Raw genomic sequence first — 26,776 nt, forward strand, 5'->3', positions numbered from 1 at the left:
TTTTTTCTTTCTATGCTCTTGAAACGTAAGAACCGTCTGATGTATTGACAACAAGTGTGTCGCCTTCATTCACAAAGAACGGCACGTTTACAACAAGCCCGGTTTCAGTTTTCGCAGGTTTTGTACCGCCTGACGCTGTATCACCTTTAATACCAGGTTCAGTTTCAACAACTTTCAGCTCAACTGTGTTTGGAAGTTCGATACCAAGTGTTTCATCCTGGTACATCATGATATGCACAGACATGTTTTCTAGCAGGTATTTTAATTCTTCTTCGATTTGAGTTGCGCTCAGTTCAAGCTGCTCATAAGAAGAAGTATCCATAAATACGTGCTGATCTCCGTTTGCATATAGATATTGCATTGTTTTGGTTTCGATTTGCGCTTTCGCTACTTTTTCACCAGCGCGGAATGTTTTTTCCTGAATCGCGCCAGTGCGAAGGTTGCGGAGTTTAGAGCGGACAAATGCCGCACCTTTTCCAGGTTTTACGTGCTGGAAGTCAACGACGCGCCAAATGCCGCCATCTACTTCAATTGTTAATCCTGTACGGAAATCGTTAACTGAAATCATGTTTAATGTCCTCCTATATTCCAATCACAAAATAATAAGTTCTTTTGGGGAATGGGTGATTGTCCGGTTGCCGTTTTCTGTAATCACGATGTCATCTTCAATGCGGACACCGCCTGTTTCTGGTATGTAAATGCCCGGCTCCACTGTGACCACCATACCCGGTTCAAGGATAGCTGAAGATCTGACGGATAATCCCGGCGATTCATGAACTTCCATGCCGAGCCCGTGCCCGGTTGAATGGCCGAAATAGTCACCGTAGCCTTTTGCAGCAATATGATCCCTTGTGAGGGCGTCAGCCTCTTTTCCTGTCATTCCCGGCTTAATATGTGCGACGCCAAGCGCCTGAGCATCAAATACAACCTGATAGATCTCCTTCAATTGATCACTGGGCTGACCTACAGCGACCGTCCGGGTAATATCAGAACAATATCCTTTATAATAAGCGCCAAAATCAAGCGTAACAAGGTCTCCGCTTTCAATCAGTTTGTCACTGGCCACACCGTGCGGAAGGCTTGAACGAAGGCCTGAGGCGACAATCATATCAAAAGAAGAGCTGTCTGCTCCCTGGCTTCTCATATAAAACTCCAGCTCATTGGCAACAGCGATTTCAGAAATGCCGGGTTTCATAAACGTCAAGATATGTCTGAAGGCATCATCTGCAATCTTCGCAGCTTCCTCTAATATCTTAATCTCTTCACTAGACTTAATCAAGCGCAACTTTTCCACGGATTCAGCCACAGGCACTAATTCGGCATCACTGATAACGGCACTGTATGAAGCATAAGTGCCATATGTCATGCTGTTCTGTTCAAAGCCGAGACGCTTGATGCCAAACGATTCAACAGTGTCGGCAGTGGTCTGAATCAAGCTGCCGCCATGTTCAATGATCTCAAAACCCTTTACCTGAACCTTCGCCTGCTCAGTATAACGAAAATCCGTAATAAACGCTGCTTTGTCACCCGATATAACAGCCAAACCCGCTGAACCTGTAAACCCTGTCATATAGCGTACATTCGTGCTGCTTGTAATCAGCATGCCGTCAATTCCCAGCTGTCCAAACAGGTTTCTTAATTTCTCTAGCTTCATCTTGATTCTCCCCCTTGCTGGCTTAATAAGTAGCGAACAGCAAGCTTGTAGCCTTCAGCTCCAAGACCGACAATCTGCCCTTTCGCAACAGGAGCGATAACCGACTGATGCCTGAATTCTTCCCTGGCGTATAAGTTTGATAAATGCACCTCTACCACAGGAAGACTGATGCTTGAAACAGCATCCCTGATCGCATAACTGTAATGACTCAAGGCGCCAGGGTTCAGAACAATCCCGCTGTATTGCTCCTCAGCCTCATGTATCGCATCTATCAAATCACCTTCGTGATTAGACTGGAAGAAAGTGAGCTGGATATGTAAGGCTTCAGCAAACTGAAAAAGATCTGTTTCAATATCGGTCAGTGTCTGGCGGCCGAATACTTCAGGCTCACGCTTCCCAATCCGGTTAACATTCGGTCCGTTCAAAATCAAAAAATGAGGCACATAATCTCTCCTTTTCGCGAGGGTTTCTCATGTAAAAAATGTTCACTTCTCGTGAACATTTTATCATACTGGAAAAGGATTATACACTATTCTCTATGCATTCCCAGCGCACGTGCAAGCTTTTCCGAATTCAGCTCATTGTATTCAAATGAAATGGAATACCCGACAAACAGCCCGTAAAGCAAATAAATGCAAATGGTCGTAATAATTGTATCTGATGTCAGTTCGGTCACCGTGCGCACTTCTGGAAAAATCGGATTAAAAACAAAAAACACGAGCAGCCAAAGCACCAAGCCGTATAAAATACCCGGCCACATTGTTTTTAAACGTTTCAATAGAAGAAAATAAAGAAACGCTGCGCCAATTGAAATTACTCCAATCAAAATGATGCTGATTACCGTTCCCAGCCCATGTTTTTTCCACTCTCCGAGCACAAACGGCTGCAATATCATATTCGGGCTGATTTCGGAAAAATGAAACAAATATGCGATATAAGCAACGAAACTCCAAAGTACACCTCCGCAAAAACCTGTTGCCGCCACCCTGCCGGCCATTGAAACAGGCGGCTTTTGCTTCTCATTCAATTCTTCATTTTGTTCTGTATCTTTTTCGCTAGTCATCATGGCACCTCCAGTTAAAGTGTGCCCAAAAAATGAAATGTCAATAAAAAAGCTCACACTTTTTGGCAGCTGCGAGTAAAATTTGAAAATAACGGGTATAATGCATGTAGAAAAAGCAAGGCTATGGCAATTTTTTCAGCCTGTCAATCTAGAGGTTTAGCGCTGTTTCCTGTACAATAGAGTGAAAGGAAATGGTTAGCAATCCTAAAGAAATAGGCAGGTTGATAATATGTCAAAACATAAAGTTCCGCCCGCTTACGGCGGGCAGGCTGTTGTGGAAGGCGTTATGTTTGGCGGAAAGCATCATTACGTTACAGCCATCAAAAGAACGGATGGAAGCATTGACTTTTTTAAGCTTCCACGCAAACACAACCCGAAACTGAACATCGTGAAAAAGATCCCGTTTTTACGGGGGATCGCGGCCATTATCGAAGCGAGTGCAAACGGCACAAAGCATCTGAATTTTTCAAGCGAACGTTACGGGCTCGATCCATCTGAAGACGAGACACTTGAGCAGGAAGAAAAAAAATCCTCCGGGCTGTCTATGTATCTCAGCCTCGCAGTTATAGGCGTCCTATCATTTTTGTTCAGTAAATTCGTATTCACATTGGTTCCAGTTTTCTTAGCGGAACTGACAAGGCCGATTTTTTCCTCGGACACGGCGCAAATCGCGGTTGAAAGCCTGTTTAAGTTGATTTTGCTGCTCGGTTACATCTATTTTTTGTCCATGACACCGCTCATTAAAAGAGTGTTTCAATATCATGGAGCCGAACATAAAGTCATAAACTGTTATGAACAGAATTTGCCAATTACTGTGGAGAATGTCCAAAACCAATCTCGGCTTCATTACCGCTGCGGATCAAGCTTTATTTTATTTACGATTATTGTCGGCATGTTTGTTTATTTACTTGTTCCGACAGATCCGCTTTGGCTGCGTGTTATAGATCGTGTCGCACTGATACCGGTCGTGCTTGGTATATCCTTTGAAGTTCTGCAGCTGACAAACAAAGTGCGTGACATTCCCGGTCTGAAATTACTTGGGTACCCGGGACTTTGGCTTCAGCTGTTAACCACAAAGGAACCTAAGGATGACCAGGTTGAAGTTGCCATCGAAAGCTTTAACGAACTTCTCAGACTCGAAGAATTGTCTGAGCAAAATCAGAAGCCTTCTCACAACGTCATCTAAAATCCGTTGCCCTGCTATTACTTTCGGAGGTGGACAGTTATGAATCATCGTGTACAACCTATTATTGCTGTATTAATTGCGCTGGGAGCGTTCGGTTTCCTCTATGTGCTGGTAACCAATCCCGGAGAAATGGCAAAAATGGCGGTAACCGTCATCGTGGCAGGTATCATTATTTATTTTATTGTGAAATATGTAATGAATCGAAATGCGGGCAGCGAAGGAGCAGCCTTCAAAAAAGCGGCGAAACAATCGCGGCGCCGGATGAAAGAACAAAAAGCAAAACACCGCGCCGGACATAAGGGACGTGTCAGCCACCTGCGAAGCGTTCCGAGCGCCAGCAAGCCTAAGCCGATGATTCTCAAGAAAAAAAGCCAGACTCAGCTGACTGTTATAGAAGGGAAAAAAAATAAAAAGAAAAACAGAGCGCTTTTTTAATAGGTCCACTGCTTTAAAAACAGCTCTGTCCGTCTTTTACCTAGCTCAATCAGGGCTAGTTTTTTTTGTTGTGTTAAATGAAAATCAGTTGCCATTACGCCATCAACCGGGAGAAAAATGATATTTTGTTCATAGCGTGATGCAATGTGCCTTGCGTCATGGGCATCCTTCATCGTTTCAAACAGGGCGCCGAACAGTTCAAAAGCGTTGCGGATATTTTTTTTCGGACGCTCTCTTTCACGCGGCGCAAGCGTCACACCGATCACAGGGCGCTTTCTTTCCTTTGAAAACAGCCAGATAGGGAAATTGCTTAACACACCTCCGTCGACAACCGTGGCGGTGCCTGTGTCCGTTTTTAATTTTATCGGTTCAAAAAAATACGGAATGCTGCAGCTCATTCTGACCGCTCTGGCAACCGGGAACATATCTGGATTTAACCCGTAACGGGCCAAATCGTCCGGCAAAACAATCATGGTGCCGTTTGTCAGATCAGAAGCAATAAGGCGCAGAGACCCTTTCTGTAAATCGCCGAAAACCCTTATGCCTTTCGCTCTTAACAGATCAGCAATCCATTTTTCTATCGTATCGCCTTTGTATAATCCAAGACGCCAGTAGATGGACACCCACTGGAGCATTTTTAAGGGGAGAAAAGAGTACCTCTGATCCAGCAATTTCTCTCCGTCCACTTCTTCAATTAAAGCGTGGATTTCCTTACTGGTGTAACCTGACGCAATGAAAGCGGCAATAATGGCGCCCGCGCTTGTACCCGCAACCCTTTTAAAGCGGAAGCCTTTTTCCTCAAGCGCTTCATAAGCGCCTGCAAGCGCAATGCCTTTTACTCCTCCGCCGGAAAACACACCGTCAATATACATCTCATTCCCTCCCCCTCCATCCGATCGTTTATTACCATTTTAAGAAAACACGCGAAGAAATAGACCAATGAATGACGGGCGGCGTCAGCGTATCAAAAAAGACGGCCTCCTTCGAGACCGCCTTTTTACTGATTATGATGTTCTGTTTTCTTTTGGATTGATTTCAGATCTTTTTTACGGGCATCATCTTCTTCAAAATATTGAACAAGATCCCCGATGCGATCAATGCTGTTCCAGCTTAAATGATGTTCGATTCCTTCGACATCGTTATATATTTTCTCTTCATCAACACCAATGATTCTTAAAAACTGCTCAAGCAATTCATGTCTGTATACCAGCCGTTTGCCTATTTTTTTCCCTTTAGACGTTAACACGAGACCGCGATATTTTTCATAAATTAAATATTCGTCTTTATCTAGTTTTTGAACCATTTTTGTTACAGAGGAGGGATGGACTGCCAATGCTTCCGCGATATCGGAAACTCGTGCATATCCTTTTTCTTCAATCAGCATATAAATCTGTTCAATATAATCTTCCATACTTGGTGTTGTCATCGAAACCCTCCCAAAAAGCACCTTAACTTTATAAACCATTACAAGTTTACACTAATGAACTTGAAAAAACAAGGATGCTCCGCGGGTCAAAAGCCCTGTTTACCGCTTATAATTCCATTCATCTGAAGCGTACTTTGTTTCAGCCAAGTGATGAACAAAATCAAGCTCTTCCTGAGAAAGTTCATATGGCTCCAAATGAATGTTAAGACCTGTTTCAAATCCTTCTTTAAAGGCTTTACGAGCCTCATCCATCGTCACCCGCTTTTCAGTGAGTTCATTAATGGCAACCGCTTTATTTTTGAAATTGCGCTGCATCCGTTCTCTTACTCTTTCACTCGGATATAAGAACAGATCGAACAGCTTATCCTCATCCAAATCAAGCAGAATGGAGCCATGCTGAAGAATCACGCCTTTTTGTCTCGTTTGCGCGCTTCCCGCCACCTTGCGCCCCTCAACCACTAGCTCATACCATGAAGGCGCGTCAAAACAAACAGATGACCGCGGATTTTTTAAGCTTTCTTTTTCTTTTTCAGTTCTCGGGATGGCAAAGTAAGCGTCCAGACCGAGATTTCTAAAGCCTTGAAGTATGCCTTCTGAAATAACCCGGTAAGCCTCAGTAACAGTTGCCGGCATCTCGGGGTGCTCTTCCGAAACAATTACGCTGTATGTCAGTTCCTGATCGTGCAGCACACCTCTCCCGCCGGTCGGGCGTCTGACGAATCCGAGATTATATTTATGTACTGCTTCAAAATTGATTTCCTTTTTAATATTTTGAAAATACCCTACAGAAAGTGTCGCCGGATTCCAGCCGTAAAAACGGATAACCGGGGGGATTTTCTTTTCGCTGTGCCAATATAAAAGCGCTTCATCAAGCGCCATATTGAATGCAGGACTTGCATTGCCTGAGTCTATAAACCGCCAAGTTTCTTTTTGCATTTTAAGACCTTCCTTACCGTTTTAATAGAATCAGTTTATCAAACTGTCGGGAAAATGAAAAATATTTTAGTTCCATTATAGATGACAATCACGCTGTGCTTTACTATAATAGTATTTGTCGAAAACGGCTCTATGACCTTGTTTTATGAAGCAGGGTTTTGATTTTATATGCTAAAGGAGTAGAATCACATTGTCTAATATGATCGTTTTGATTATTTTTGCTGCATTTATCATCTATATGATTGCTTCATATGTCTATCAGCAGCGAATTATGAAAACACTTACCGAAGAAGAATTCCGCGCGGGTTACCGCAAAGCGCAGCTTATTGATGTTCGTGAGCCAAATGAGTTTGAGGGCGGACATATTTTAGGCGCCCGCAACATCCCGCTTTCCCAGCTGAAACAGAGAAAAAATGAGATCCGTACGGACAAGCCTGTTTACCTGTACTGCCAAAACAGTGTCCGCAGCGGACGCGCGGCACAAACCCTGCGCAAAAACGGCTGCACTGAGATTTACAACCTAAAAGGCGGCTTTAAAAAATGGGGCGGAAAGATTAAAGCGAAGAAATAAAGCAAACAGCTGTCTGGTAGACAGCTGTTTTTATTTATCTTTCTTCCGCCTCGTATCTGAGCACCGGGTGTCTCGCCGCTTTTGTTTCATCCATTCTTTTTACAATCGTTGTATGCGGGGCCTCCTGAACAAGTTCCGGATTCTCCTCCGCTTCTTTTGCGATTTGAATCATAGCATCAATAAACGCGTCCAGTGTTTCCTTTGATTCGGTCTCTGTCGGCTCGATCATGATGCATTCTTCAACATTAAGCGGGAAATAAATCGTCGGCGGATGATAGCCGAAATCAAGCAGCCGTTTTGCAATATCAAGCGTACGCACTCCCAGCTTTTTCTGCCGCTTCCCTGATAATACAAATTCATGCTTGCAATGGCGGTCAAACGGAAGATCGTAATAAGGCGCGAGTTTTCTCATCATATAATTGGCGTTTAACACTGCGTTCTCAGTAACAGCCTTTAATCCGTCAGGCCCCATGGAGCGAATATACGTATACGCTCTCACATTAATGCCAAAGTTGCCGTAATACGGCTTCACACGGCCGATCGCATGAGGGCGGTCATAATCAAACGTAAAGCGCCCTTCTTTTTTGACTAAAACTGGCTTTGGCAAATAAGGAATCAGATCTTGTTTTACGCCGACAGGGCCTGAGCCCGGGCCTCCGCCGCCATGAGGGCCTGTGAATGTTTTATGCAGGTTGAGGTGCACCACGTCAAATCCCATATCACCAGGTCTCGCCTTGCTTAAAACGGCATTTAAATTAGCGCCGTCATAATACAGTTTCCCCCCCGCTTGGTGTACAATTTCCGCCATCTCTGTAATCTGCTCCTCAAACAAGCCGAGCGTGTTCGGATTCGTCAGCATAAGCGCTGCAGTTTCTTCATTCACTGCTCTTTTTAAATCCTCTAAATCAACAAGCCCTTTTTCATTCGATTTCACCGTAACGGTTTCAAAGCCTGCTACTGTCGCTGATGCAGGATTCGTCCCATGCGCGGAATCAGGGACAATGACCTTCGTCCGCTTGAAATCCCCGCGAGCTTCATGATAGGCACGGATCATCATCAGCCCCGTCCATTCGCCGTGCGCTCCGGCAGCAGGCTGAAGCGTAACCTCATCCATTCCCGTTATTTCTTCAAGGTGCTTGCTTAAATCATATAAAAGCTCTAATGCGCCTTGCACCGTGTCTTCATCCTGAAGGGGATGAATCGCAGCAAAACCAGGTATACGCGCGATTTTTTCATTGATTTTCGGATTGTATTTCATCGTGCAAGAACCGAGAGGATAAAAACCGGAATCCACCCCGTGATTGCGTTTGGACAGCGCTGTATAATGGCGCATGATGTCCAGCTCTGAAACCTCCGGCAGCGCTGCGTCTTCGTCACGAATATAGGTGTCTGACAAGAGGTCCTCCAATTCGATTTCCGGTACATCGAGCTCCGGCAGACTATAGCCGATTCGGCCTTCTCTTGAAAGTTCAAAAATAAGTGCCTGGTCCTGATTACTCATGGCGATCCCCCAATTCCTGAATGAGTGCGTCAATTTCTTCTTTTGTTCTCAGCTCCGTTACAGCAATCAGCATATGGCAGTCCAGCTCCGGATACGTCAACCCAAGATCATATCCGCCAATCATGCCTTTTGCCAGCAAACGCCTGTTCACAGCTCTCACCGGCTCATCCAGTTTGATGACAAATTCATTAAACATCGGCCCGTCAAACATAACGGTAAGGCCTGCTTTTTTTGCTTCTTGCTTTGCATAGTTGGCTTTTAAGAGATTTTGGCGGGCTATTTCTTTTACGCCGTTTTTTCCGAGAGCAGTCATGGCCACTGATGCTGCCAGCGCATTTAAAGCTTGGTTGGAGCATATATTTGATGTTGCTTTATCCCGGCGGATATGCTGCTCCCTGGCTTGCAGGGTAAGCACAAAGCCTCTTTTTCCGTTTTCGTCTTCCGTTTGTCCGACGAGACGGCCCGGCACCTTTCTCATTAATTTTTTAGTAACGGCAAAAAAGCCGCAATGCGGGCCGCCGTATGCTGAAGGAATGCCGAAAGGCTGCGCATCACCGACGACGATATCAGACTGAAACTTGCCCGGCGGAGTGAGAAGACCTAGCGCCAGCGGGTTGGCTGAAACAATAAACATGGATTTCCCTTGATGAGCGATAGGCTCAATATCCTTTAGCGGCTCGATCCGGCCGAAAAAATTCGGGTACTGAACGATCACTGCGGCTGTGTTCTCGCAAACGGTTTGGCGCAATGCATCAAGATCCGTAACGCCATCCGCAGCGGGTACTTCAACAACATCAATATACTGACCTTTTGCGTACGTTTTCAGCACCTCTCGCGATTCAGGATGCACGGTTTTTGACACAACAATTTTTTTCTTTTTCGTGTGGCCTGAAGCAAGCATTGCTGCTTCTGCCAAGGCTGTTCCGCCGTCATACATCGAGGAGTTGGCGATATCCATGCCTGTCAGTTCACAGATCATCGTTTGGAATTCAAAAATAGCCTGGAGCTCTCCTTGTGAAATCTCTGGCTGATAAGGCGTATATGCGGTATAAAACTCAGAGCGCGAAATAACATGATCCACAATGACAGGCTGATAGTGGTCATATACACCCGCTCCTAAGAAAGAAGCGTATTGTACGGTATCACGATTTTTAGAGGCCAGCTTTGTCAGTTCTCTAATTAATTCTGTTTCTGATTTCGCTTTTTTGATTTGATACTCTTTTTTATATTTGACGTTTTCCGGTATATCAGCAAATAAATCATCGATGCTGCTTACGCCGATAGTAGCAAGCATCTCCTGTTTATCCTTTTCTGTTGCGGGCAAATAACGGTGCTTCATGTGTTGTCTCCTCTCTCCAAGAAAAAATATTAGCGTTTATAAAATGGTGTTTTGACAACCTTTGCTTTCACTAATTTTTTGCGAATCTCTACATCTACAACAGTCCCGATCTCACTCGTTTCCGAATCAATTAAGGCAAGGCCGACGTTTTTCCCTAATGTCGGTGACTGCGTGCCGGTTGTCACCTTTCCGACAAACCTGCCATTTTGAAAAACCTCATATCCGTGCCGCGGTATCCCTTTTTCAATCATTTCGAGACCGACAAGTTTGCGCTTCGCTCCGTTTTCTTTTTGTTCACTCAATACTGACTTACCAAAAAAGTCAGACTCCTTTTTGTGCTTTACAGCAAAGCCTATACCTGCTTCAATCGGTGTAATATCCCGGGTCAGCTCCTGACCGTAGAGCGGGAGCTTCGCTTCAAACCGGAGTGTATCACGTGCACCGAGACCGCATGGAATCAATCCGTATGCATCCCCTGCATCGATGATTTTTTTCCAAATATGCATAGCATCATCACTGCGGCAGTAAATTTCATACCCGTCTTCTCCCGTATAGCCAGTGCGTGAAATAAGTGCTTTGCGGCCGCTGATATCGGCTTCATCAATAAACGCAAACGGCTTTAATGCAGACACATCTGCATCTGTCAGATTTTTTAAGATCGCTTCTGCTTTCGGTCCCTGTACAGCCAAGAGCGCGATTTGATCTGACTGATTGTCAATCTGCACATCACCTGCTGCATGTTCTTTCATCCAAGCCAAGTCTTTATCTATATTAGAAGCATTAATGACAAGCAGATAGCGGTTCTCTCCTTTTTGATAGATAAGCAAATCATCGACGGTTCCGCCATCCGGGTAACACATCGCTGTATATTGAGCACGGCCTGGCGTTAACGCGGAAACATCATTTGTCATCAATCTTTGCAAAAAAGACAGACTGTCGTTCCCTGACACTTCGACTTCTCCCATATGAGATACATCAAACAAACCGGCTGCAGTTCGGACAGCCTCGTGTTCTTTTTTTATAGAAGAAAATTGAACAGGAAGCTCCCAACCTCCGAAATCAATCGTTTTTCCTCCATATTCCTTATACAGGTCAAATAACGGCGTTCTTTTCAGCATCTAATTCCTCCCCTTTATCAACGGCGCAGCTAAAAAACATACAAAAAAGGACAGAGAAACACCTCATGTAAAATGAAGGTTCTCTGTCCTGGCACCTGAAAGTTTACTTTGCATACGCAAAGACGTCCCCTTTGGTGGTTTGCGCATCCGCACAAACACTCTCCAGAGTTGCGTCGAGCAAGAGTTCTTTTGCCTGAGAGATTCACTCCGCAGTTTGCTCCTTCGGCGCCTGTATCCCGAGGTTTTCGGTCAGGTCTCTCCCCTTGCTGTCATTCGCTCATATTTTCATGCTGTTATGGACATACTATAGCAATATCTTACATCAAATACATACTCATATCCTACCATCATCACTATATGCTGGGCAACAGCAATTTGGGCAGATTTTTCTTATATTGTTCATCTTAAGAATCGAAGAATTAGAAAGGCGGTTTCAAAGCAATGAATACAGAAATGATCTACGATGCAAAATGGCCTGAAGAATTTGCTGAAAGACTGAAAAACGATGGCCCTTGGGCAAACTGGGAACTGTACAAGCTCTCTGCAGAAATCCAGAAAACATTAGCAATTCCAGATTTTGAAGGCTTACGGGCTCCTTTATATCTGCCTTCCTTTACGCCGCTCCCCCACCAGCTTGAAGTGGCGCAAAAAGTGGTTGAAAAAATGAACGGGAAAGCGATTTTAGCAGATGAGGTTGGTCTCGGAAAAACGGTTGAAGCTGGACTGATTCTAAAAGAATATATGATTCGCGGGTTAGCAAAAAAAATTTTGATCCTTGTGCCCGCTTCCCTTGTGTCACAATGGGTCAAAGAGCTTCAGGAAAAATTTTTGATTCCGGCTGTTGAACAAAAGAAAAGCTATGTGTGGGAGCAATGCGATATTGTCGTCTCATCAATAGACACCGCGAAGCGCTCGCCCCATCGAGAAATCGTTCTGTCTATCCCATATGATCTTGTCATTATTGATGAGGCACACAAACTGAAAAATAGCAAAACGAAGAACTATGAATTTGTCCGGAATCTCGTAAAAAAATATTGCCTGCTTCTTACCGCGACGCCAATCCAGAACCGTATCGAAGAGATTTTCAATTTGGTGTCCTTATTAAAACCCGGCCATTTAGGCAGTCAGAATCACTTTCAGGAGGAGTTCGCCAAGAAGAAATCCAGTTTAGAAGCGCATGAACATTTAAAAGATCTTGTGAATAAAGTCATGATCCGTAACAGGCGGCATGATACAGGGCTGAATTGGAAACAGCGCCATGTTGAAACAGTGCCGATTCAATTTTCTCCATCAGAGCAGGCGCTTTATGATGAAATTTCTCGCTTGAAGGAAAGTATCAATAAACCAGCCAACATGTTCTCGATTATGACCTTGCAAAGAGAATGCTGTTCGAGCAGAGAAGCGGTATATATGACGCTGAAAAAGATGCTTGATCAAAAAGAGAAACAAGCACCTGCCATTGATGAGGATACGATTTCAGTTTTGATAGATCGCATCAATCAAGTGACACAAAACTCTAAAGCGCTTCAAGTTGTTGACTTGATCAAAAAGATCGACGATAAGGTCATCATTTTTACAGAATACCGTGCAACCCAGATTTATCTGCAGTGGTTTCTTCAGCAAAACGGCATCAGTTCTGTGCCGTTTAGAGGCGGATTTAAACGTGGAAAAAAAGACTGGATGAAGGATCTTTTCCGCGGAAAAATCCAAGTCCTTATTGCAACTGAAGCAGGCGGTGAGGGAATTAACCTGCAATTTTGCAATCACATGATCAACTATGACCTGCCATGGAACCCGATGCGGCTTGAGCAAAGAATCGGAAGAATTCACAGACTCGGGCAGGAGCGTGACGTGCACATTTATAACATGGCGACAAAACATACGGTGGAAGAGCATATTCTAAAGCTTTTATATGAAAAAATTCATTTGTTTGAAAAAGTGGTCGGTGAACTTGATGATATTTTAACGAAAATTCAAGTGAACAATTTTGAAGAGCACCTTCATGACATTTTGTATCACTCAGCAACAGAAGAAGAAATGAAAATAAAAATGGATAACTTAACCTCATTTTTGTCTTATAAAAAACAGCTGCCTGCTGAAAAAAGAGGATCTTAGCCTGTAAGGAGGTTTTATTAGTGAGACAGCAAGAGGTTCACGATTTTCTGCTGCGTTTTTTTCAAGCAAACAGCTGCCAAATCGTCGATCAAGGCTTAGGCTATATGACAGTGCAGCTTACAGTTGAAATGGACAAACAAATCATGAACCGCCCTTTCTACTGGCATTGGCGCGAGAAGACAGGCGGTGATCCGAATCCAATGAAAATCACTTTTATTACAGATAAAGAAAATGCGCCAAAAGACCTAGATGGTGAATTTATATATTTTGGGGCCCCGCGTCTTTTTCAAATATTTAAAGCTGTTAAACAAAATGGGAGATTTACCAGAATGTATGAGAAAATTGAATCAGCCGGAGCTAAAGTCCCACTTCAGCCTTGGCTTGGTATAAATGTCACGATTTCATACCAGTCCGACATGAAAAAGGATAAGTTATTGTCACTAGGTCTTCACCTAGTCTCTGGAACGATAATTGAAGATTTTCAAAGCAAGCTGACCCAGTTTTCACTGACGTCTCAAATATGTGACTATTGCTTCACCATTTCACCTATGATTAAACCAGAAAGCGGACTTAAGCGTATGGAAAACTATATTTCCAAATCCGCTATGCAGGAGCCGTCCGACTGGGCGGAACAGGCGGTTAACAGGTGGAAGAATGATATGACATTGCTTGATAAGTTTTACGAGCATATAGAAGAAAAACCAGAAGAATACCATCTAGAAAAACAGGCGCTGAAAACCTTGTATCAACCAAAGATATCAGTTGAAATTGAAAATGGCGGATTGTTTTATCTGCAAAATAATATTTCAAGCTAACTTTTTTACCATTCGACATCATTCTCGTTTTTTTTGAGAAAATACGATTATAATAAAGGTATATTGGAAAAAAATTCTGGCGATTTAATGGCAAATGACTTCCAGAGACTAATGAAGCATACAATAAGTCATGGCCGGACTGGCTGAAATACATAAACAAGTATTTTAGGAGGAGAAACTGCATGAAAAATGCAAAACAAGAGCACTTTGAATTGGATCAAGAATGGGTTGAATTAATGGTGGAAGCCAAAGAGGCAAATATCAGCCCGGAAGAAATACGAAAATATTTACTTTTAAACAAAAAGTCTGCTCATCCTGGTCCGGCAGCCAGAAGTCATACCGTAAATCCTTTCTGAATGTGCTATAATATCACAAGGAAGGTGATGACATTGATTGGCCAGCGTATTAAACAATACCGTAAAGAAAAAGGCTACTCACTATCAGAACTAGCTGAAAAAGCTGGGGTAGCGAAGTCTTATTTAAGCTCAATAGAACGAAATCTACAAACGAACCCCTCCATTCAATTTCTCGAAAAAGTCTCCGCTGTTCTGGACGTCTCGGTTCATACTTTGCTCGATGAGAAACATGAAACCGAATACGATGGTCAATTAGATAGTGAATGGGAGAAATTGGTTCGCGATGCGATGACATCCGGGGTATCGAAAAAACAATTTCGTGAATTTTTAGATTATCAAAAATGGAGAAAATCTCAAAAAGAGGAGTAGTGCCTGAGCAGAGGCACTAACTCCTCTTTTGTCAATAAACATCGAGACGGCCCAGTATATGAATACTGGGCCGTCTCTTTTTATTGCTGTTATTAATTTTTATCCTCGCTGTGCGCTTTTTCATTTTCTTTCACATAACCGTCTTTATCAGTATGGTCCTTTTTGATTGTCAAGCCGTTCCACTGTGTAGCTTCGAACGAGAATTGAAGCTTAATGGAGTTGCCTTGATATTTATTTTGAACCATAAGCCCGTTTTCATCTTTTGTTTTATCATCTTTGAATTGGATTTGCATTTGAACCTGATCGAAGTCAGTTGGTGTTTTTGGAACACCATCATATTCAGGAGCAGTTTTACCGTCAATTGTTGCTACATTGACTTTACCGCTTGCATTTAAGAATTTAGGGTCAATTTGTTTTTTGATTTTTTCAGTAGCCGCTACATCATTTTTAGCAGACATCAAATACAAGTCTTTAAGGTTCGCATCATCTAAAATAATGTTTTTCGGGTAACCATTGCCGCCCTCTTTTCCAACTGTCAACAATGTCACTTCAAACTGGCTGAGGAAATCTTCTGGAGATGTATTGCTGCCGCCGTTTGCTTTAAAATCTCCATAATTAAGCGCCATTAGAACTTCTTTGATCGCAAGTGATCCGTTATTTTCAAATTGGAAATCCTTTGTCAACTTATCTCCCGGCTTTAGATTTGATAAGTTCACACTCGCTGAATTCTCTTTAGCAGATAAATCAAGCGTACCTGATGCAAAAGTAGCATCCTTTGATTTAATGTCGTTAAATGCTGCCCATGTTCCTCCTCCAACTAAAGCTAATCCTAGTGCTGCAGAAGCAACTCCTAAACTCAATTTCTTTTTCATACCCATGGTAAACTCCCCTTTTATTGAATGATTTTATATCGAAACCTGTTGCCAGGTTTACAACTGAAGTTAAGTAGACATGGTGCTGTCCTTTGTATCTGTTTCCAAGGCTTTTGTCTTTCTTTCAATTTCTCTAATGGCGCTGCTGATCGTCACAAAAGCGTAAACTAACAGCATCACGCCGGGAACAATCAATAATACAGCCGTTCCAATCGGCTGACTGGCAAAATGAAGCATATAGCCGGCATATGGAAGCTGAAAACCTGTGTATTGCGCGCGAACATTTTCGTCCGATACAGGCGCTGAATCAGCTGCTGCATTATTATCACCTTTTGTTTTAAATAACAAATGGTCTCCTTGCTTTGTTATGTCAACAATTCTGTGGGTGACCGCCGTATTTGCATCCTGCATAAATGTAATAACGTCACCTTTTTGGAGCTCTTTCACATCAGTGATTTCTTTGACCAATATTAAGGAACCTGTATTGAACTCCGGCTCCATCGAACCTGACAGAACTGATTTCAGCGTATACCCAAACACTGCCGGCTCTCCCCCGGATGAACGTGTTGAAATCACGACAAGTGTCAGCACAATAATAAGAGTAAAGATGATCACGTATAAAATATTACTGATCAGCTTCATTGCTTTTTTCATCCTCTTCCCCGCTTTCCTTCTGGTCTGATTGAGTTTCTTTTTCTTTGGTTACAGCTTCTTGAGATGTTTCTTCTTTCATTGTTTTTTCCTGTATATCTTTTTGTGTTGTTTCATTCTCCTTTTTGACGTCCGGCTTTGTTTCTTTTTTAGGGACTGTCGGTTTTTCATCGCATTTTGCAAGCCTCATAGGCTCCGACCACTCAAATGTACTGCCGTTTGCCGGGTAGCCTGCCGGTTTATATACTTTAAATGCATAAATGCCGGGTTTCATTTTTTTCTTCGTCTCAATTTTATAAAGTGAATCGCCAATTTGATTGGAGACAAATCCTTTTTCGATCACGTTCCCATCCTTTAACGGTTTGCGGGCATTTTCAAGCTTATGAAGCTCCCACTTCCACTTTGATTTCTTAAGTTTCTCACCTGTATTTTCGAGCACAGCAAATAAGGCGAAAGGTGAGCATACAGTGCCTTTCGTATCCGTTTGATCTGATATGTGCAAATCACTTTGATCCCAGCGTTTATCATAATGGCAGTTTTTATCTGTATGCTGAAAGTCTTTACACGTTTGAAGTGAGACATCAAATGTTTCAATATCATGAAAAGCAGCGCTTGTATCATCGGAAAATTGTAAGCATAGTGCGGCAGTCAGACTGAAAATGACTGAAAGCTGAAAGATAAGCAGAACTTTCAGTTTCGTCTTCGCATTTTGCTGATTGTGAAACAATCGAAACATATCTTACCCTCCTGTAAAACACTGTAACTTGATATGACAATCGTTCTCTTTAAAGAACTTCACAAATAGAGTATAATCAACGATTTATAGATTTAAAAACACCGAAATCGCTCATTTCGTTCGTTTAAAAGAATGTTTTCATCATATTACAAAGTCTTGCTCACTATTGCTCAATTTTTCAATTTTTTTGAAATTTTTGGGATTGTTATGTGAGAATTTAAATGCATATTCCATTATTATTTGGTAATAATAAACAAAGAAAGGGTGACAGCATGATGATCAAACAATGTGTGATTTGTCTATCTCTTCTCGTCTTTGGCACCACAGCCGCTCACGCAGAAGAAACACCGCTTATAACCGCCCGCCACATGTCCAAATGGGAAGAGATTGCTGTAAAAGAAGCAAAAAAAAGGTACCCGCTCGCACAGGTACTGTTCAAACAAAAAGTATGGGACCGTAAAAGAAAAGATGAAGCAGTGAAGCAATACCATTTAACTCTGAGGGAAGGGTCAAAAGAATTCGGCGTTTTTGTGACGATTTCATTTGATCCTTATAGCCAAAAGGTCAATAAAATTGCCATATTAGAAGAATATCAATAAGGTCCTCCATTTTTTGAAGGACCTTACTCGTTTATTTGCGGTTATTTTTTCCGTTTCAGCCAAAGCCGGAAGCCATAGGGTAAAATACCGAACCACTGCTGGGAAACAGGCGTTTTTGTTTCTTTCCGCACCTCTTTACGTTCTTTTCGCTCATCTCTCGGAGTATCTATATATTTGACAAATTGCTGCGTCATATATTTAACATAATCATTCGTTTTCACGTGATCACCTCATTATTCAATTATTATGAAGTGTTGTCTCACATGACTTTTTTTATACCCTTTACACTGTTTTATTCTGTCCATCTCAGCAGTTTTTTCTGTTTTTGATCAAACACGATCTGTGCAGTTCTTTCTGTTCCCGACTCCGTTGACACTCTTAAGTTGATTTCTTTTTGCTCTTTTATCGATGTATCATGAATGTAATAAGAAACCCGTCCATATGGAAATTGCTGCGTACCCTCCTGGCCTTTCCGTTCCTCTAGAACATGCCGAATCGAAAGAAGCACCCCATTTTGAAGCAAATTCTCTCCTATGTATAACTCTTTTGTTTCCTTCTCAAACATGCAGCGTGAAATATATTGAGAAGCAGCAAAGTTCACGATTAACAGCACAAGCGCTGACACAAAAAGAACAGCTGGATAAATAAACCCTCTTGTACGATACATTCACCCCCCTCCTAAATACGAATAGACTGGAAAAGCAGTTTGATACACTTTTTGGTCCTCACTCTCAATTTTCAGCAAAACAACACCATTTTTAATATCAGCTTTCATGGCAGTAATATGATCTAAAATCGGAACATGCCCTTTGCCATCCACTCTTTTTCTTATCATTGAATGATAAATTTCGAAACGGATGTCCTGCCCGGAAAGATTGGTGCAGATTAACACGCTCCCATGCTCGGCTGTCTTAACTGCCTGTGACTCCTTGCATTCATTCATCATCTGTTCTACCGAAATCATCCATTCTTGCTGTGTGAAACCGTCATGTTCCTGCTGTCGAGACAAAAACAGATGGAAAATCGCAGCTAACGATCCTGATATGAGCAAAAAGACTGAGAGCGAAAATAATACGTTAAGAAGCGTGTAGCCATTCTGTCTGCAGGATGCTGAGGCAAAATGATTTTTCCTTATAAGCTGCGGCTTTGATACATACGTTTTGATATTCGCCCTCCTCCTCCCACTTCATTGCATAGATATGATTGTTCTTTGTAAACGTTTTTGACGCGGCTCCTTCACCACTCATGACATATTTGCTAATGCTCTCATTCATCATCTGATAGCCGATTTCTCGTGATTCCGCCATTTTTTCATCAGCTATCAGCTTGTCCCACAAGGGGACGACTGTCAGCAGCACAAACAGCCACAGGCTTAGCGCAGACATTGTTTCTATTGTAGAAAAACCTTTATTTTCTCTCCACATTGACTCTCCCGCTCCCTAGATAAACTGTTATGTCATAAACGGCATGGCCTTTTACTCGTATTTTTCCGCCTGCATTCGGGTGCCCTTTCTCATTAAATTCCAAACGGTCTTTTAATGTCAGCAGTTCTATAGAAAGTCCCGTTGCATACGGACGTTCAATAACCGTATCACCAATGACTAATTGATATTCTTTTTTATGAAAGAGAATTTTTGTTCTTTGTTGACGGGAAATAGCAGTCTGCTGTGTGAGCATAATATCATTTTTCAGCTGCCTTGCTGCCTGTCGGACAGCTGTATTGTCATAAGCAGGAGGAAGTGTAGTGAAGACGGCAACCAGGAGGATAGAGGCAAGGCTTAACACAAGCAAACTTTCTAAAAGGGTAAACCCCTCCTCCTCGTTTAATTTAATGTTCAACCTTAACTTCTCCGCCGGTGATGATAATGCGCTTCCCATTTGGACAGACAGCATCCTTTTTCACATAGCCCTCTGACTGTAAATCGGCAAGGCTCGGAGTTTGTCCTTCATGATCAAGCGCAAATGCAGTTATTTGTGCCTTAACCATGTTTTGTAGGCCTTCACAGCCCTTTTTTTGAATGGTTTGATTATGTTTCGTGACGTTCGGTATCGTAATTAAAAGCAAGATCGAAATAATAAAGAGCACAATTAACATTTCAACAAGTGTAAATCCTTTCTCATTCATCAGCCTCTTCCTTTCACATTTGATTCATCATCTGATACATAGGCAAGAGCATAGATAAATACACAAGTAAGATCATTGCAGCAACAAATCCATAAATCATCGGCTGAAGGATGCCTGTCCATTTTTGCGCCTTGTGTTCCAGCCGCTGCAATATGAACTGGCTGTATGTGAAAAGCTCTCGATCCAATCGGCCGCTCAGCTGGCCGTGAGATATGACTTTTGAAAAATCAGTTTCATAAAAAGGGCTTCCACAAATAGCGGCTTCAATTGACTCACCGGCTTTTAGCCGTTCAATCAATTGTTCAGCCTCGCAGCGGTAGAAAGGGAGAAACGTTTGATATTTAAATGCATTAAGGCTGTCATAAATTGAGAGGCCTGATTTTAAAAGGCTGCTTAGCTGCAAAGAAAAAAAGTAACTGTTAAACAGCTTGACAAGCTTTCCAACCAAAGGAATCCTGACACAAATCAGCATTTGCCGGACAGGTGATTTTTTCTTAAACACAAGCCAATAATAAATCCCGATACCTGCTGTAAAAAGAGCCAGCAAAATGATCACAAAATCAATATGCTGGAAAAAAGCAAAAAGCATATCGGTTGAACGTGAGGTTTCCATATTCATCGATTGATAGATACCAGAAAACTGAGGAATGATGATGGACTGTAACATATAAAACATGACAGCGACCGTAAAAATGAGGAAAAGCGGATAGCGCAACACTCTTTTCAGCTGGTCTGCCTGTGCAATTTTTCGTTCCAGCAGCTCTCCGCTCTGGATCATGGAAGCAGGCAGTTCACCATGTGTTTCAGCAAAATAACAAATACCTACGGCTTCCTTATGAAATGACAAACTCTTTAGTACTTGATAAAACGGAGCCCCTTCCCTCAAACAAGTGACCGTATCAGTCAAGTCAGCCGCCTGCCTCTTATTCATCTGAAGTTCCATCAGGCGTAATCCATCCAGAAGCGTATATCCGCCCGCAGTCATTTCACCGAGCCGCTTTAATAACCTCGCTTGATCCTTTAACGACCAGACTTTTCTAATCTTTTTCATGATAAACCCACCGGTCATAGTTGTTTGTCGTTAAATAGCCGAGCGCAATTCCTTTCCTGATAATTTGACGAAGCGTTTGATATTGGTAATTTGCATGATTTCCTTTTGCCTCCTGGATACATTGCTGAAGATTTTTCCCGTAAAGAAGCTCATAAACGCTAGCTCTCCTGGTATTTCGTGACTGGCGACAATACACTGATGAACATCCGTTTTCACAAAACGGGCAAGCCAAATCAACCAAGCGCTGAGCCGCTATTGCAATGACAGTCTGTTCAATTTCATTCATATTGATACCGAATTCAAGCAGTCTGTAAATTGCGCCCTTTGCGTCTCTCGTATGAAGGCTCGTCAGTACCAGATGTCCCGTCATCGCTGCCCGCACCGCAATTTCAGCTGTTTCCGCGTCTCTGATCTCACCTAAAATAATCATATCGGGATCATGGCGCAAAATTGCTTTCAGACCTGCGGAATAAGTTACACCGGCTTTTTCATTCACCTGAACCTGAAGAACATCTTCGTCCCTTGTTTCAACAGGGTCCTCTAATGTGACAATATTTCGATTAAAGTGTTTTTTTGCATATTGAACGAGAGAGTATAATGTGGTAGTCTTTCCTGAACCAGTTGGCCCGGTAAAAATGAGCATGCCATGGGAATGTTTTAAAAACGAGAGTAATGTGGCTCCTGTCTTCGGAAATAGCGACAATTTATCAATCGAAGGGATATTGTATTGGGGCATCACTCTGATCACGAGGCTTTCTTCATTAATTGTGGGCAGCGTTGACATTCTTAAATGAACATTTCCCTCTTTCAGCTTTAGCGTAAGCGAACCGTTTTGCGGCTTTCGCCTTTCACCTATATCCATTGCTGAAAGAAATTTAAAATGTGAAATCAGCCTTACGCACTCTTCTTTTTTCATGTCCCTTTTTTTCAGCAAGGCATGATCGACCCGAAAATGAATGATAGCGTCCCGCTCCCTCGGCACGATGTGAATATCAGAAGCCTTTGTTAGATATGCCTCTTCAATCAAGTTTTTGCTTAACTTTTCTATTGAATCCAATTTGATTCCCTCTCCTTTCAACGCATATTGTAGAAAAAGAAGGAGCGGTAATCAAACAGGAAAAACGTGATTTTGTGAGACGTTATATGCTGAAAAACCAATTCTTTCTCGCAAGAAAAAAAACTTCCAACTGAATGTGCCCCTTTCATTATAATTTTCCCAATAATAAAAAAGCAGACATGGTCACCATGCCTGCTTGATTCCATTTTCATTATGCTGTTTTCGCTTTTTGACCAGTATCTTTTTCAACGGAAAGGTCGCCTAATGCAACAATACCGGTCATTTGGTCATTTTCAAGAATCGATAAACTGCGGATTTGATGCTCTGTCATCGTATCCGGTCACCCTGATATGTCTGGTGAAAAAGCGGGGCACGCTGCACAAAATATGAAACATCCTATAGAGTCCGCCTTTTTCGAGGTTTCTTTTTCTTCTTCCGCTCCTGCAGCATATCTCCCGTCCAGCCTTTTTTTCTCAAATAGAGATAGATCAGAACTGTAGATGTGACAATCAATAAGAGAGAAAAGAGATATCCGTATTTCCAATTCAGTTCCGGCATCACTGAAAAGTTCATCCCCCATAAGGCACCCAGAGCTGTAATCGGCGTAAAAAGCGTCGTGAAAATGGTCAGTGCTTTTACAATTTCATTCCCCCTATGTGAGGTAATGACTTCCTCTGAATGCAGCAGATTGTTAAGCTCCCCTTCAAATTCGCTGATGTATGTAAATCCCCTGTCAATCTTCAGTTGTGTCCGCTGATAATCCTTTTTCTCTTCATTTTGAGGTAAAAAGGTTTCTTTCAACGCCATTTCAATTTTTTTAGCGCTTAGTATCAAATTTTTCCAAATCATCAGTTCATGGCGCAGGAGATGGACGCGGTTTAAAATGCTTTTGCTATTGTCGTCTTTAATCTGCCATCTGAGCTTTCTCAGCTTTACTTCAAATTCATCAACACCGATTAAATACGCATTCATTAGTTCGCCGAGCAGAATTAAAAACCCCTCTATCGCATTGTCCGCTCGTTCCATTTGCCGGACAACTTCTTTGCCTTTAATCTCTCTCAAAATCGAAAAGTCAAAGTTGATTGTAAAAAAATATTGTCTGGTGATATAAAAGTGAAAAACAGTATGGTCTTTTTCTTCACCAAGCCCCTGATCATAAACAATCGACCCAAATACCGCTTCATTTTCCGTTTCAGTTGTATCTACCCGCAAAAAATTAACGTGGTGGTTATTTTCAAACCACTTTTCACACTGAGGCCAGTGAGAAAAATGGATTAGATCTCTTGCCTTACTTCTTTCTTGAGGCCCCATTTGGTACCAAAACCAATCCTTTCCTGTATGTGCCTTCATGTCAAGATCCTCCAAACTTTTGTTCTTTATTCTTTAATTGCCCAATAACCGCGTCACTAAACCAGTCTGCCGCTTCCACACATGTTTTATGAGCATTTTCAGGTGGTATGGAATGTAGAAAGACATCGGAAAAGGGAGGTGCATGCCTTCCTTGGAGAAGGCAGTTGTTTTGGAATTTGTCAATTTACTAGCAGTCGCTATTCTCATTTTGTTAACAGGATTTTTTGTTGCCGTAGAATTTTCAATCGTAAAAGTGCGGCGGTCCAAAATTGATCAGCTTGTCGCAAAAGGAAAGAAAGGTGCTAAAGCGGCAAAGCATGTCATCACTCACCTTGATGAATATTTATCAGCCTGTCAGCTGGGCATCACAGTCGCAGCTTTAGGACTGGGATGGCTTGGGGAACCGACTGTGCAAACTCTGCTTCGACCGCTTTTTCATAAAGCAGGCTTAAATGAATCGCTTACCCACCTGCTTTCACTCGTCATCGCATTTTTAGCGGTTACGTATTTAAATGTCGTTATTGGGGAACTGGCGCCAAAGAGTTTCGCCATTCAAAAAGCAGAAAGCATTACCTTGTTGTTCGCTAAACCGCTTATTTGGTTTTATAAGATCATGTTTCCATTCATTTGGCTGTTGAACCACTCTGCCCGATTGATTACAGGAGTGTTTGGGCTGAAGCCGGCATCAGAGCATGAGCTGGCTTATACAGAGGAAGAACTTCGGGTCCTATTGGCTGAAAGCTATAAAAGCGGCGAGATCAGAAAAAGTGAATTAAAGTACATGAATAATATCTTCACCTTTGATAAACGAATGGCAAAGGAAATTATGGTGCCGCGAAATGAAATGGTTAGTTTGTCACTAGATGAAGACTCCATTTCAAATCTTCAGGAAACAGTCAAGCAAACAAAATATACACGGTACCCGGTTATAAGAGAGGATAAAGATAACGTCATTGGCGTGATTAATATGAAAGAAGTGCTGTTTTCCATGCTGACGAAAGATTTTTCAATCAAGAAGCATCAAATTGAACCTTTCGTACAGCCCGTTATGCATGTCATTGAGACGATTCCTATTTATAAACTACTGCTGAAAATGCAAAAGGAACGCACTCATATGGCGATCCTCATAGATGAATATGGCGGGACGTCCGGTTTGGTCACTGTCGAAGATATTATCGAGGAAATTGTAGGAGAAATCCGTGATGAATTTGATGCGGATGAAGTGCCTCATATCCGCGAACTTGGAAAGGATCATTACTTGTTAAATGCAAAATTATTAATCAGCGATGTTAACAGCCTGCTTGGAACCGATTTGTCAGACGCAGAAGTAGACACCTTGGGCGGCTGGTTTTTGACACAAAACATAGACGCTGAGCCTGAAAGTACCATAGAATATGATGGCTACTCTTTTAAGGTAAAAGACATCAACAGCCATCACATTTTATTTATAGAAGTTAAAAAAGCTGAATAGCCCGTGAAAGGCTGTTCAGCTGCTATCTTTCAAGATAAACATGGCAAAGGCATCAACACTCTTTTATTTTAAACCCTTTATTGGCCAGGGCTTTAGCAAGACTTTGCTCGGTTTTCACATTCGAAAAATCCAGACCCAGCTTCACGACAGTTTGGGCAATTTCCGGCCTGATTCCTGAAATAATCGTCTCAATGCCGAGCAATTTGGTGCTGTCAATCACTTTAAAAATTTGATAGGCTACCATGGTATCAACGATAGGAACGCCCGAAATATCTAAAAATAAATACGAGAGCTTTAACGCTGAGCACTGCTCCAGCACAGACTCCAAAATCGTCCTCGCTCTGTACGTATCAATTTCACCGACAAGCGGAAGAATCCCAATTCCATCAGTAATCGGCATAATCGGCGCACTTAATTCATTAATCATTTCTTTTTGCGCGTTTAATTGTATCATGGTCACCTGGTGATATTCTTCCGTAAACACTTCTATGATCTCATCAATGTTTTGATTCAAGATCCGGCTCCACTCATAAAAATCCTGAATGCTGATGTCTTGGGAAGAAGCTTCGCTGAATTTCTGAATCCATTCAAACATGATGTGCCTGAAGGTGTTAAACTGGCCGACACTTTCTGTTACCGTCACTTCATGAACGGCACGGTCTCTGGCGCATTGAAGAGACCACCGGTTGAGCTCATCCTCTACGTCTTCTTTTCTAAGGGATTTTGCTACGATGGTCACCAATAATTCATGCTGGTCTTTTAACTTTTGTTCTAGTTTTTGCTGATCTTTCGCTGAATACAACCAGCTGCCTTTTGACGTACAAACTTCCAGCCATTGTTGCGTGATATCTTCTTTGTGCTCTGTTAAGTGCTGATCAAGAGCTATCATCTTAATGAGTTACCTCCTGTTTTTGAAAAATTATGCTTTATATGTATAACGCATCTGCCTTTACACATACTATGTTTACATTCAATGGGCTATAGCCAAGCGGTAAGGCAATGGACTTTGACTCCGTGATCGTTGGTTCGAATCCAGCTAGCCCAGTTTCTGAACAGGTGAAAAACCGAAGATAAGCTGATTCGTATAAATCAGCGGATCTTCGGTTTTTCATCATGCAGATTGATGAACCGTTTTCTTCTTTGATAACTTCAACAGTTCTCCCGGGTTATAACCAATCACCAGCTTTTTGTTGTCCACTAGAATCGGGCGTCGCAAAAGCTTAGGCTTCTCGATTAAAAGTTCCAGCACCTCATTTACCGTCATTTCTTCAATGTTTAAATTTAAATTTTTGAAAGTCTGGCTTCTTGTCGCCAAAATTTCATCAATTCCTTCTGTCGTTAATGATAAAATGTACTTTAATTCTTCTCTTGTCGGGGTTTCTCTGAATAAGTGCCGTTCGTTAAATTCAATTTGATGTGCTTTAAGCCAATGTTTTGTTTTTCGGCATGACGTGCAGCTTGGATATGAGTAAAAAGTTAATTGTTGTTCCATTCGTTTTTTCCTCCTCAGTTAACCATCTCTTTGTAGAATAACTACCCGGATCATTTTTCATTTAAACCATTTACAGAACTTTTTTCGGATTATTTTTTAAAAAACATTCATACAATAGAAAACACAATCAAAGGGACAAATTCCATTTGTATATTAATAATGAAAATGTTTACATTTCTAGGTGTGATCTATTATAATAACAGTCAGAGGGACTCTCGGGAGGGGATAAAAATGAATCGCATGTTCCGGGTGTTAGGATTTTGGACGGGAATTTTTGCAGTCATGTTTTATTTAGGTGATATGAAAGATGCTTCCCTTTTATTTTTTGGACAGACGATCTTATTTGTGTTTCTATCGTATTTGAACTTAACCGAACGCATGTATATTTATATTTTTGGCGCTTATTTAACAATTTTCTTCGCCGGCTTTACATATTACTCAATTTTTATTATGGTGCCCGGCGGCGGAGGCCATTAAATGCAGAAAGA

General features: G+C 42.0%; 34 protein-coding genes, 1 tRNA gene and 1 riboswitch. Of the genes, 11 read left to right on the forward strand and 24 right to left on the reverse strand.

The window, feature by feature from the left end; genetic code table 11:
- Window positions 1–10 precede the first annotated feature (10 nt).
- The 4 genes from efp to CW370_RS07500 form a co-directional block, all read right to left on the reverse strand.
- A complete protein-coding gene (gene efp / locus CW370_RS07485) occupies window positions 11–568 on the reverse strand; it encodes an elongation factor P (protein WP_003226377.1) in 558 nt (185 codons plus the stop codon).
- A gap of 24 nt (window positions 569–592) precedes the next feature.
- Window positions 593–1,654, reverse strand: coding sequence for an aminopeptidase PapA (papA, locus tag CW370_RS07490; RefSeq protein ID WP_015251726.1), 1,062 nt, complete (start codon window positions 1,652–1,654; stop codon window positions 593–595).
- Window positions 1,651–2,097 (reverse strand): type II 3-dehydroquinate dehydratase, encoded by a 447-nt coding sequence (gene aroQ, locus CW370_RS07495; protein ID WP_101169535.1) that lies wholly within the window; start codon window positions 2,095–2,097, stop codon window positions 1,651–1,653. Before aroQ ends, papA begins: the two co-directional genes overlap by 4 nt.
- Before the next feature lie 86 nt (window positions 2,098–2,183).
- Window positions 2,184–2,720, reverse strand: a complete 537-nt coding sequence (locus CW370_RS07500) for a YqhR family membrane protein (protein ID WP_072557057.1) — start codon at window positions 2,718–2,720, stop codon at window positions 2,184–2,186.
- 226 nt (window positions 2,721–2,946) lie between these two features.
- On the opposite strand from CW370_RS07500, the gene CW370_RS07505 reads away from it, so the two are divergent.
- On the forward strand, window positions 2,947–3,903 hold the full coding sequence (locus CW370_RS07505) for a DUF1385 domain-containing protein (protein WP_101169536.1): 957 nt from the start codon (window positions 2,947–2,949) through the stop codon (window positions 3,901–3,903).
- 39 nt (window positions 3,904–3,942) lie between these two features.
- Window positions 3,943–4,338, forward strand: a complete 396-nt coding sequence (locus CW370_RS07510) for an SA1362 family protein (RefSeq protein ID WP_003226367.1) — start codon at window positions 3,943–3,945, stop codon at window positions 4,336–4,338.
- On the opposite strand, the gene CW370_RS07515 is transcribed toward CW370_RS07510, so the two are convergent.
- From CW370_RS07515 to lipM, 3 genes are all read right to left on the reverse strand, one after another.
- A complete protein-coding gene (locus tag CW370_RS07515) occupies window positions 4,335–5,210 on the reverse strand; it encodes a patatin-like phospholipase family protein (RefSeq protein WP_015251724.1) in 876 nt (291 codons plus the stop codon). The two genes, CW370_RS07510 and CW370_RS07515, sit on opposite strands and share 4 nt — an antisense overlap.
- Window positions 5,211–5,335: 125 nt before the next feature.
- Window positions 5,336–5,764: a transcriptional regulator MntR gene (gene mntR, locus CW370_RS07520; RefSeq protein ID WP_003236923.1), complete on the reverse strand. Its 429-nt coding sequence runs from the start codon at window positions 5,762–5,764 to the stop codon at window positions 5,336–5,338.
- A gap of 99 nt (window positions 5,765–5,863) precedes the next feature.
- Window positions 5,864–6,700: an octanoyltransferase LipM gene (lipM, locus tag CW370_RS07525; RefSeq protein WP_014664579.1), complete on the reverse strand. Its 837-nt coding sequence runs from the start codon at window positions 6,698–6,700 to the stop codon at window positions 5,864–5,866.
- Between the two features lie 190 nt (window positions 6,701–6,890).
- Between lipM and CW370_RS07530 the strand changes: the two genes are divergently transcribed.
- Window positions 6,891–7,271, forward strand: a complete 381-nt coding sequence (locus tag CW370_RS07530; protein ID WP_004398485.1) for a rhodanese-like domain-containing protein — start codon at window positions 6,891–6,893, stop codon at window positions 7,269–7,271.
- A gap of 34 nt (window positions 7,272–7,305) precedes the next feature.
- Here CW370_RS07530 and gcvPB read toward each other — a convergent pair whose 3' ends face one another.
- The 3 genes from gcvPB to gcvT are packed head-to-tail and all read right to left on the reverse strand — an operon-like array spanning window position 7,306 to window position 11,229.
- Window positions 7,306–8,772, reverse strand: coding sequence for an aminomethyl-transferring glycine dehydrogenase subunit GcvPB (gene gcvPB, locus CW370_RS07535; RefSeq protein WP_101169537.1), 1,467 nt, complete (start codon window positions 8,770–8,772; stop codon window positions 7,306–7,308).
- Window positions 8,765–10,111, reverse strand: coding sequence for an aminomethyl-transferring glycine dehydrogenase subunit GcvPA (gene gcvPA, locus CW370_RS07540; RefSeq protein ID WP_101169538.1), 1,347 nt, complete (start codon window positions 10,109–10,111; stop codon window positions 8,765–8,767). The genes gcvPB and gcvPA overlap by 8 nt, the downstream gene beginning before the upstream one ends.
- A gap of 29 nt (window positions 10,112–10,140) precedes the next feature.
- Window positions 10,141–11,229, reverse strand: a complete 1,089-nt coding sequence (gene gcvT, locus CW370_RS07545; protein WP_101169539.1) for a glycine cleavage system aminomethyltransferase GcvT — start codon at window positions 11,227–11,229, stop codon at window positions 10,141–10,143.
- A gap of 171 nt (window positions 11,230–11,400) precedes the next feature.
- Window positions 11,401–11,502, reverse strand: a riboswitch (glycine riboswitch).
- A 168-nt stretch (window positions 11,503–11,670) separates the two neighbouring features.
- Here gcvT and CW370_RS07550 point away from each other — a divergent pair.
- From CW370_RS07550 to sinR, 4 genes are all read left to right on the forward strand, one after another.
- On the forward strand, window positions 11,671–13,344 hold the full coding sequence (locus CW370_RS07550) for a DEAD/DEAH box helicase (protein ID WP_101169540.1): 1,674 nt from the start codon (window positions 11,671–11,673) through the stop codon (window positions 13,342–13,344).
- A 20-nt stretch (window positions 13,345–13,364) separates the two neighbouring features.
- Window positions 13,365–14,159: a YqhG family protein gene (locus CW370_RS07555; protein ID WP_003230200.1), complete on the forward strand. Its 795-nt coding sequence runs from the start codon at window positions 13,365–13,367 to the stop codon at window positions 14,157–14,159.
- 182 nt (window positions 14,160–14,341) lie between these two features.
- Window positions 14,342–14,515, forward strand: coding sequence for an anti-repressor SinI (gene sinI, locus CW370_RS07560; protein ID WP_003230187.1), 174 nt, complete (start codon window positions 14,342–14,344; stop codon window positions 14,513–14,515).
- A 33-nt stretch (window positions 14,516–14,548) separates the two neighbouring features.
- Window positions 14,549–14,884, forward strand: a complete 336-nt coding sequence (gene sinR / locus CW370_RS07565) for a transcriptional regulator SinR (protein ID WP_003226345.1) — start codon at window positions 14,549–14,551, stop codon at window positions 14,882–14,884.
- A gap of 92 nt (window positions 14,885–14,976) precedes the next feature.
- Here sinR and tasA read toward each other — a convergent pair whose 3' ends face one another.
- The 3 genes from tasA to tapA all read right to left on the reverse strand — a co-directional run bounded on the left by tasA (window position 14,977) and on the right by tapA (window position 17,143).
- Window positions 14,977–15,762 carry a biofilm matrix protein TasA gene (gene tasA, locus CW370_RS07570; protein WP_101169541.1) on the reverse strand — a complete coding sequence of 262 codons (786 nt, stop codon included), beginning with the start codon at window positions 15,760–15,762 and terminating at the stop codon, window positions 14,977–14,979.
- Window positions 15,763–15,825: 63 nt separating this feature from the next.
- A complete protein-coding gene (sipW, locus tag CW370_RS07575) occupies window positions 15,826–16,398 on the reverse strand; it encodes a signal peptidase I SipW (protein ID WP_003246088.1) in 573 nt (190 codons plus the stop codon).
- Window positions 16,382–17,143 (reverse strand): amyloid fiber anchoring/assembly protein TapA, encoded by a 762-nt coding sequence (gene tapA / locus CW370_RS07580; protein ID WP_101169542.1) that lies wholly within the window; start codon window positions 17,141–17,143, stop codon window positions 16,382–16,384. The genes sipW and tapA overlap by 17 nt, the downstream gene beginning before the upstream one ends.
- A gap of 272 nt (window positions 17,144–17,415) precedes the next feature.
- On the opposite strand from tapA, the gene CW370_RS07585 reads away from it, so the two are divergent.
- On the forward strand, window positions 17,416–17,742 hold the full coding sequence (locus CW370_RS07585; protein WP_024573388.1) for a YqzG/YhdC family protein: 327 nt from the start codon (window positions 17,416–17,418) through the stop codon (window positions 17,740–17,742).
- 41 nt (window positions 17,743–17,783) lie between these two features.
- Here the strand turns inward: CW370_RS07585 and CW370_RS07590 are convergent, their stop codons facing one another.
- The 9 genes from CW370_RS07590 to corA all read right to left on the reverse strand — a co-directional run bounded on the left by CW370_RS07590 (window position 17,784) and on the right by corA (window position 23,325).
- Window positions 17,784–17,963, reverse strand: a complete 180-nt coding sequence (locus CW370_RS07590; protein WP_003230176.1) for a YqzE family protein — start codon at window positions 17,961–17,963, stop codon at window positions 17,784–17,786.
- Between the two features lie 71 nt (window positions 17,964–18,034).
- The gene (comGG, locus tag CW370_RS07595; RefSeq protein ID WP_086344080.1) at window positions 18,035–18,409 is read right to left on the reverse strand and encodes a ComG operon protein ComGG; all 375 of its coding nucleotides are present in this window, start codon (window positions 18,407–18,409) and stop codon (window positions 18,035–18,037) included.
- The gene (gene comGF / locus CW370_RS07600; protein WP_101169543.1) at window positions 18,410–18,793 is read right to left on the reverse strand and encodes a ComG operon protein ComGF; all 384 of its coding nucleotides are present in this window, start codon (window positions 18,791–18,793) and stop codon (window positions 18,410–18,412) included.
- Window positions 18,794–18,818: 25 nt separating this feature from the next.
- Window positions 18,819–19,166 (reverse strand): ComG operon protein 5, encoded by a 348-nt coding sequence (gene comGE / locus CW370_RS07605; RefSeq protein WP_086344081.1) that lies wholly within the window; start codon window positions 19,164–19,166, stop codon window positions 18,819–18,821.
- Window positions 19,150–19,581 (reverse strand): comG operon protein ComGD, encoded by a 432-nt coding sequence (gene comGD / locus CW370_RS07610; protein ID WP_024573390.1) that lies wholly within the window; start codon window positions 19,579–19,581, stop codon window positions 19,150–19,152. The genes comGE and comGD overlap by 17 nt, the downstream gene beginning before the upstream one ends.
- Complete coding sequence (gene comGC / locus CW370_RS07615; RefSeq protein ID WP_101169544.1) at window positions 19,571–19,867, reverse strand: comG operon protein ComGC; 297 nt, start codon at window positions 19,865–19,867, stop codon at window positions 19,571–19,573. Before comGC ends, comGD begins: the two co-directional genes overlap by 11 nt.
- 13 nt (window positions 19,868–19,880) lie before the next feature.
- Window positions 19,881–20,918 (reverse strand): comG operon protein ComGB, encoded by a 1,038-nt coding sequence (comGB, locus tag CW370_RS07620; protein WP_101169545.1) that lies wholly within the window; start codon window positions 20,916–20,918, stop codon window positions 19,881–19,883.
- A complete protein-coding gene (gene comGA, locus CW370_RS07625; protein ID WP_024573393.1) occupies window positions 20,905–21,975 on the reverse strand; it encodes a competence protein ComGA in 1,071 nt (356 codons plus the stop codon). The genes comGB and comGA overlap by 14 nt, the downstream gene beginning before the upstream one ends.
- Before the next feature lie 396 nt (window positions 21,976–22,371).
- Window positions 22,372–23,325: a magnesium transporter CorA gene (corA, locus tag CW370_RS07635; RefSeq protein ID WP_015483432.1), complete on the reverse strand. Its 954-nt coding sequence runs from the start codon at window positions 23,323–23,325 to the stop codon at window positions 22,372–22,374.
- 142 nt (window positions 23,326–23,467) lie between these two features.
- On the opposite strand from corA, the gene CW370_RS07640 reads away from it, so the two are divergent.
- Window positions 23,468–24,796 (forward strand): hemolysin family protein, encoded by a 1,329-nt coding sequence (locus CW370_RS07640; protein ID WP_024573395.1) that lies wholly within the window; start codon window positions 23,468–23,470, stop codon window positions 24,794–24,796.
- Window positions 24,797–24,848: 52 nt separating this feature from the next.
- Here CW370_RS07640 and rsbRD read toward each other — a convergent pair whose 3' ends face one another.
- Window positions 24,849–25,685 carry an RsbT co-antagonist protein RsbRD gene (rsbRD, locus tag CW370_RS07645; protein ID WP_015384093.1) on the reverse strand — a complete coding sequence of 279 codons (837 nt, stop codon included), beginning with the start codon at window positions 25,683–25,685 and terminating at the stop codon, window positions 24,849–24,851.
- Between the two features lie 85 nt (window positions 25,686–25,770).
- Between rsbRD and CW370_RS07650 the strand changes: the two genes are divergently transcribed.
- Window positions 25,771–25,841, forward strand: a tRNA-Gln gene (locus CW370_RS07650).
- A gap of 66 nt (window positions 25,842–25,907) precedes the next feature.
- Here the strand turns inward: CW370_RS07650 and mgsR are convergent.
- Complete coding sequence (gene mgsR, locus CW370_RS07655) at window positions 25,908–26,288, reverse strand: transcriptional regulator MgsR (RefSeq protein ID WP_003230147.1); 381 nt, start codon at window positions 26,286–26,288, stop codon at window positions 25,908–25,910.
- Window positions 26,289–26,519: 231 nt separating this feature from the next.
- Here mgsR and CW370_RS07660 point away from each other — a divergent pair, with 231 nt between their 5' ends.
- Window positions 26,520–26,765, forward strand: coding sequence for a DUF2626 domain-containing protein (locus tag CW370_RS07660; protein WP_003226300.1), 246 nt, complete (start codon window positions 26,520–26,522; stop codon window positions 26,763–26,765).
- Window positions 26,766–26,776 lie beyond the last annotated feature (11 nt).

The sequence above is a fragment of the Bacillus sp. SN32 genome (genome assembly GCF_002837495.1).
Lineage (GTDB): Bacteria > Bacillota > Bacilli > Bacillales > Bacillaceae > Bacillus > Bacillus subtilis.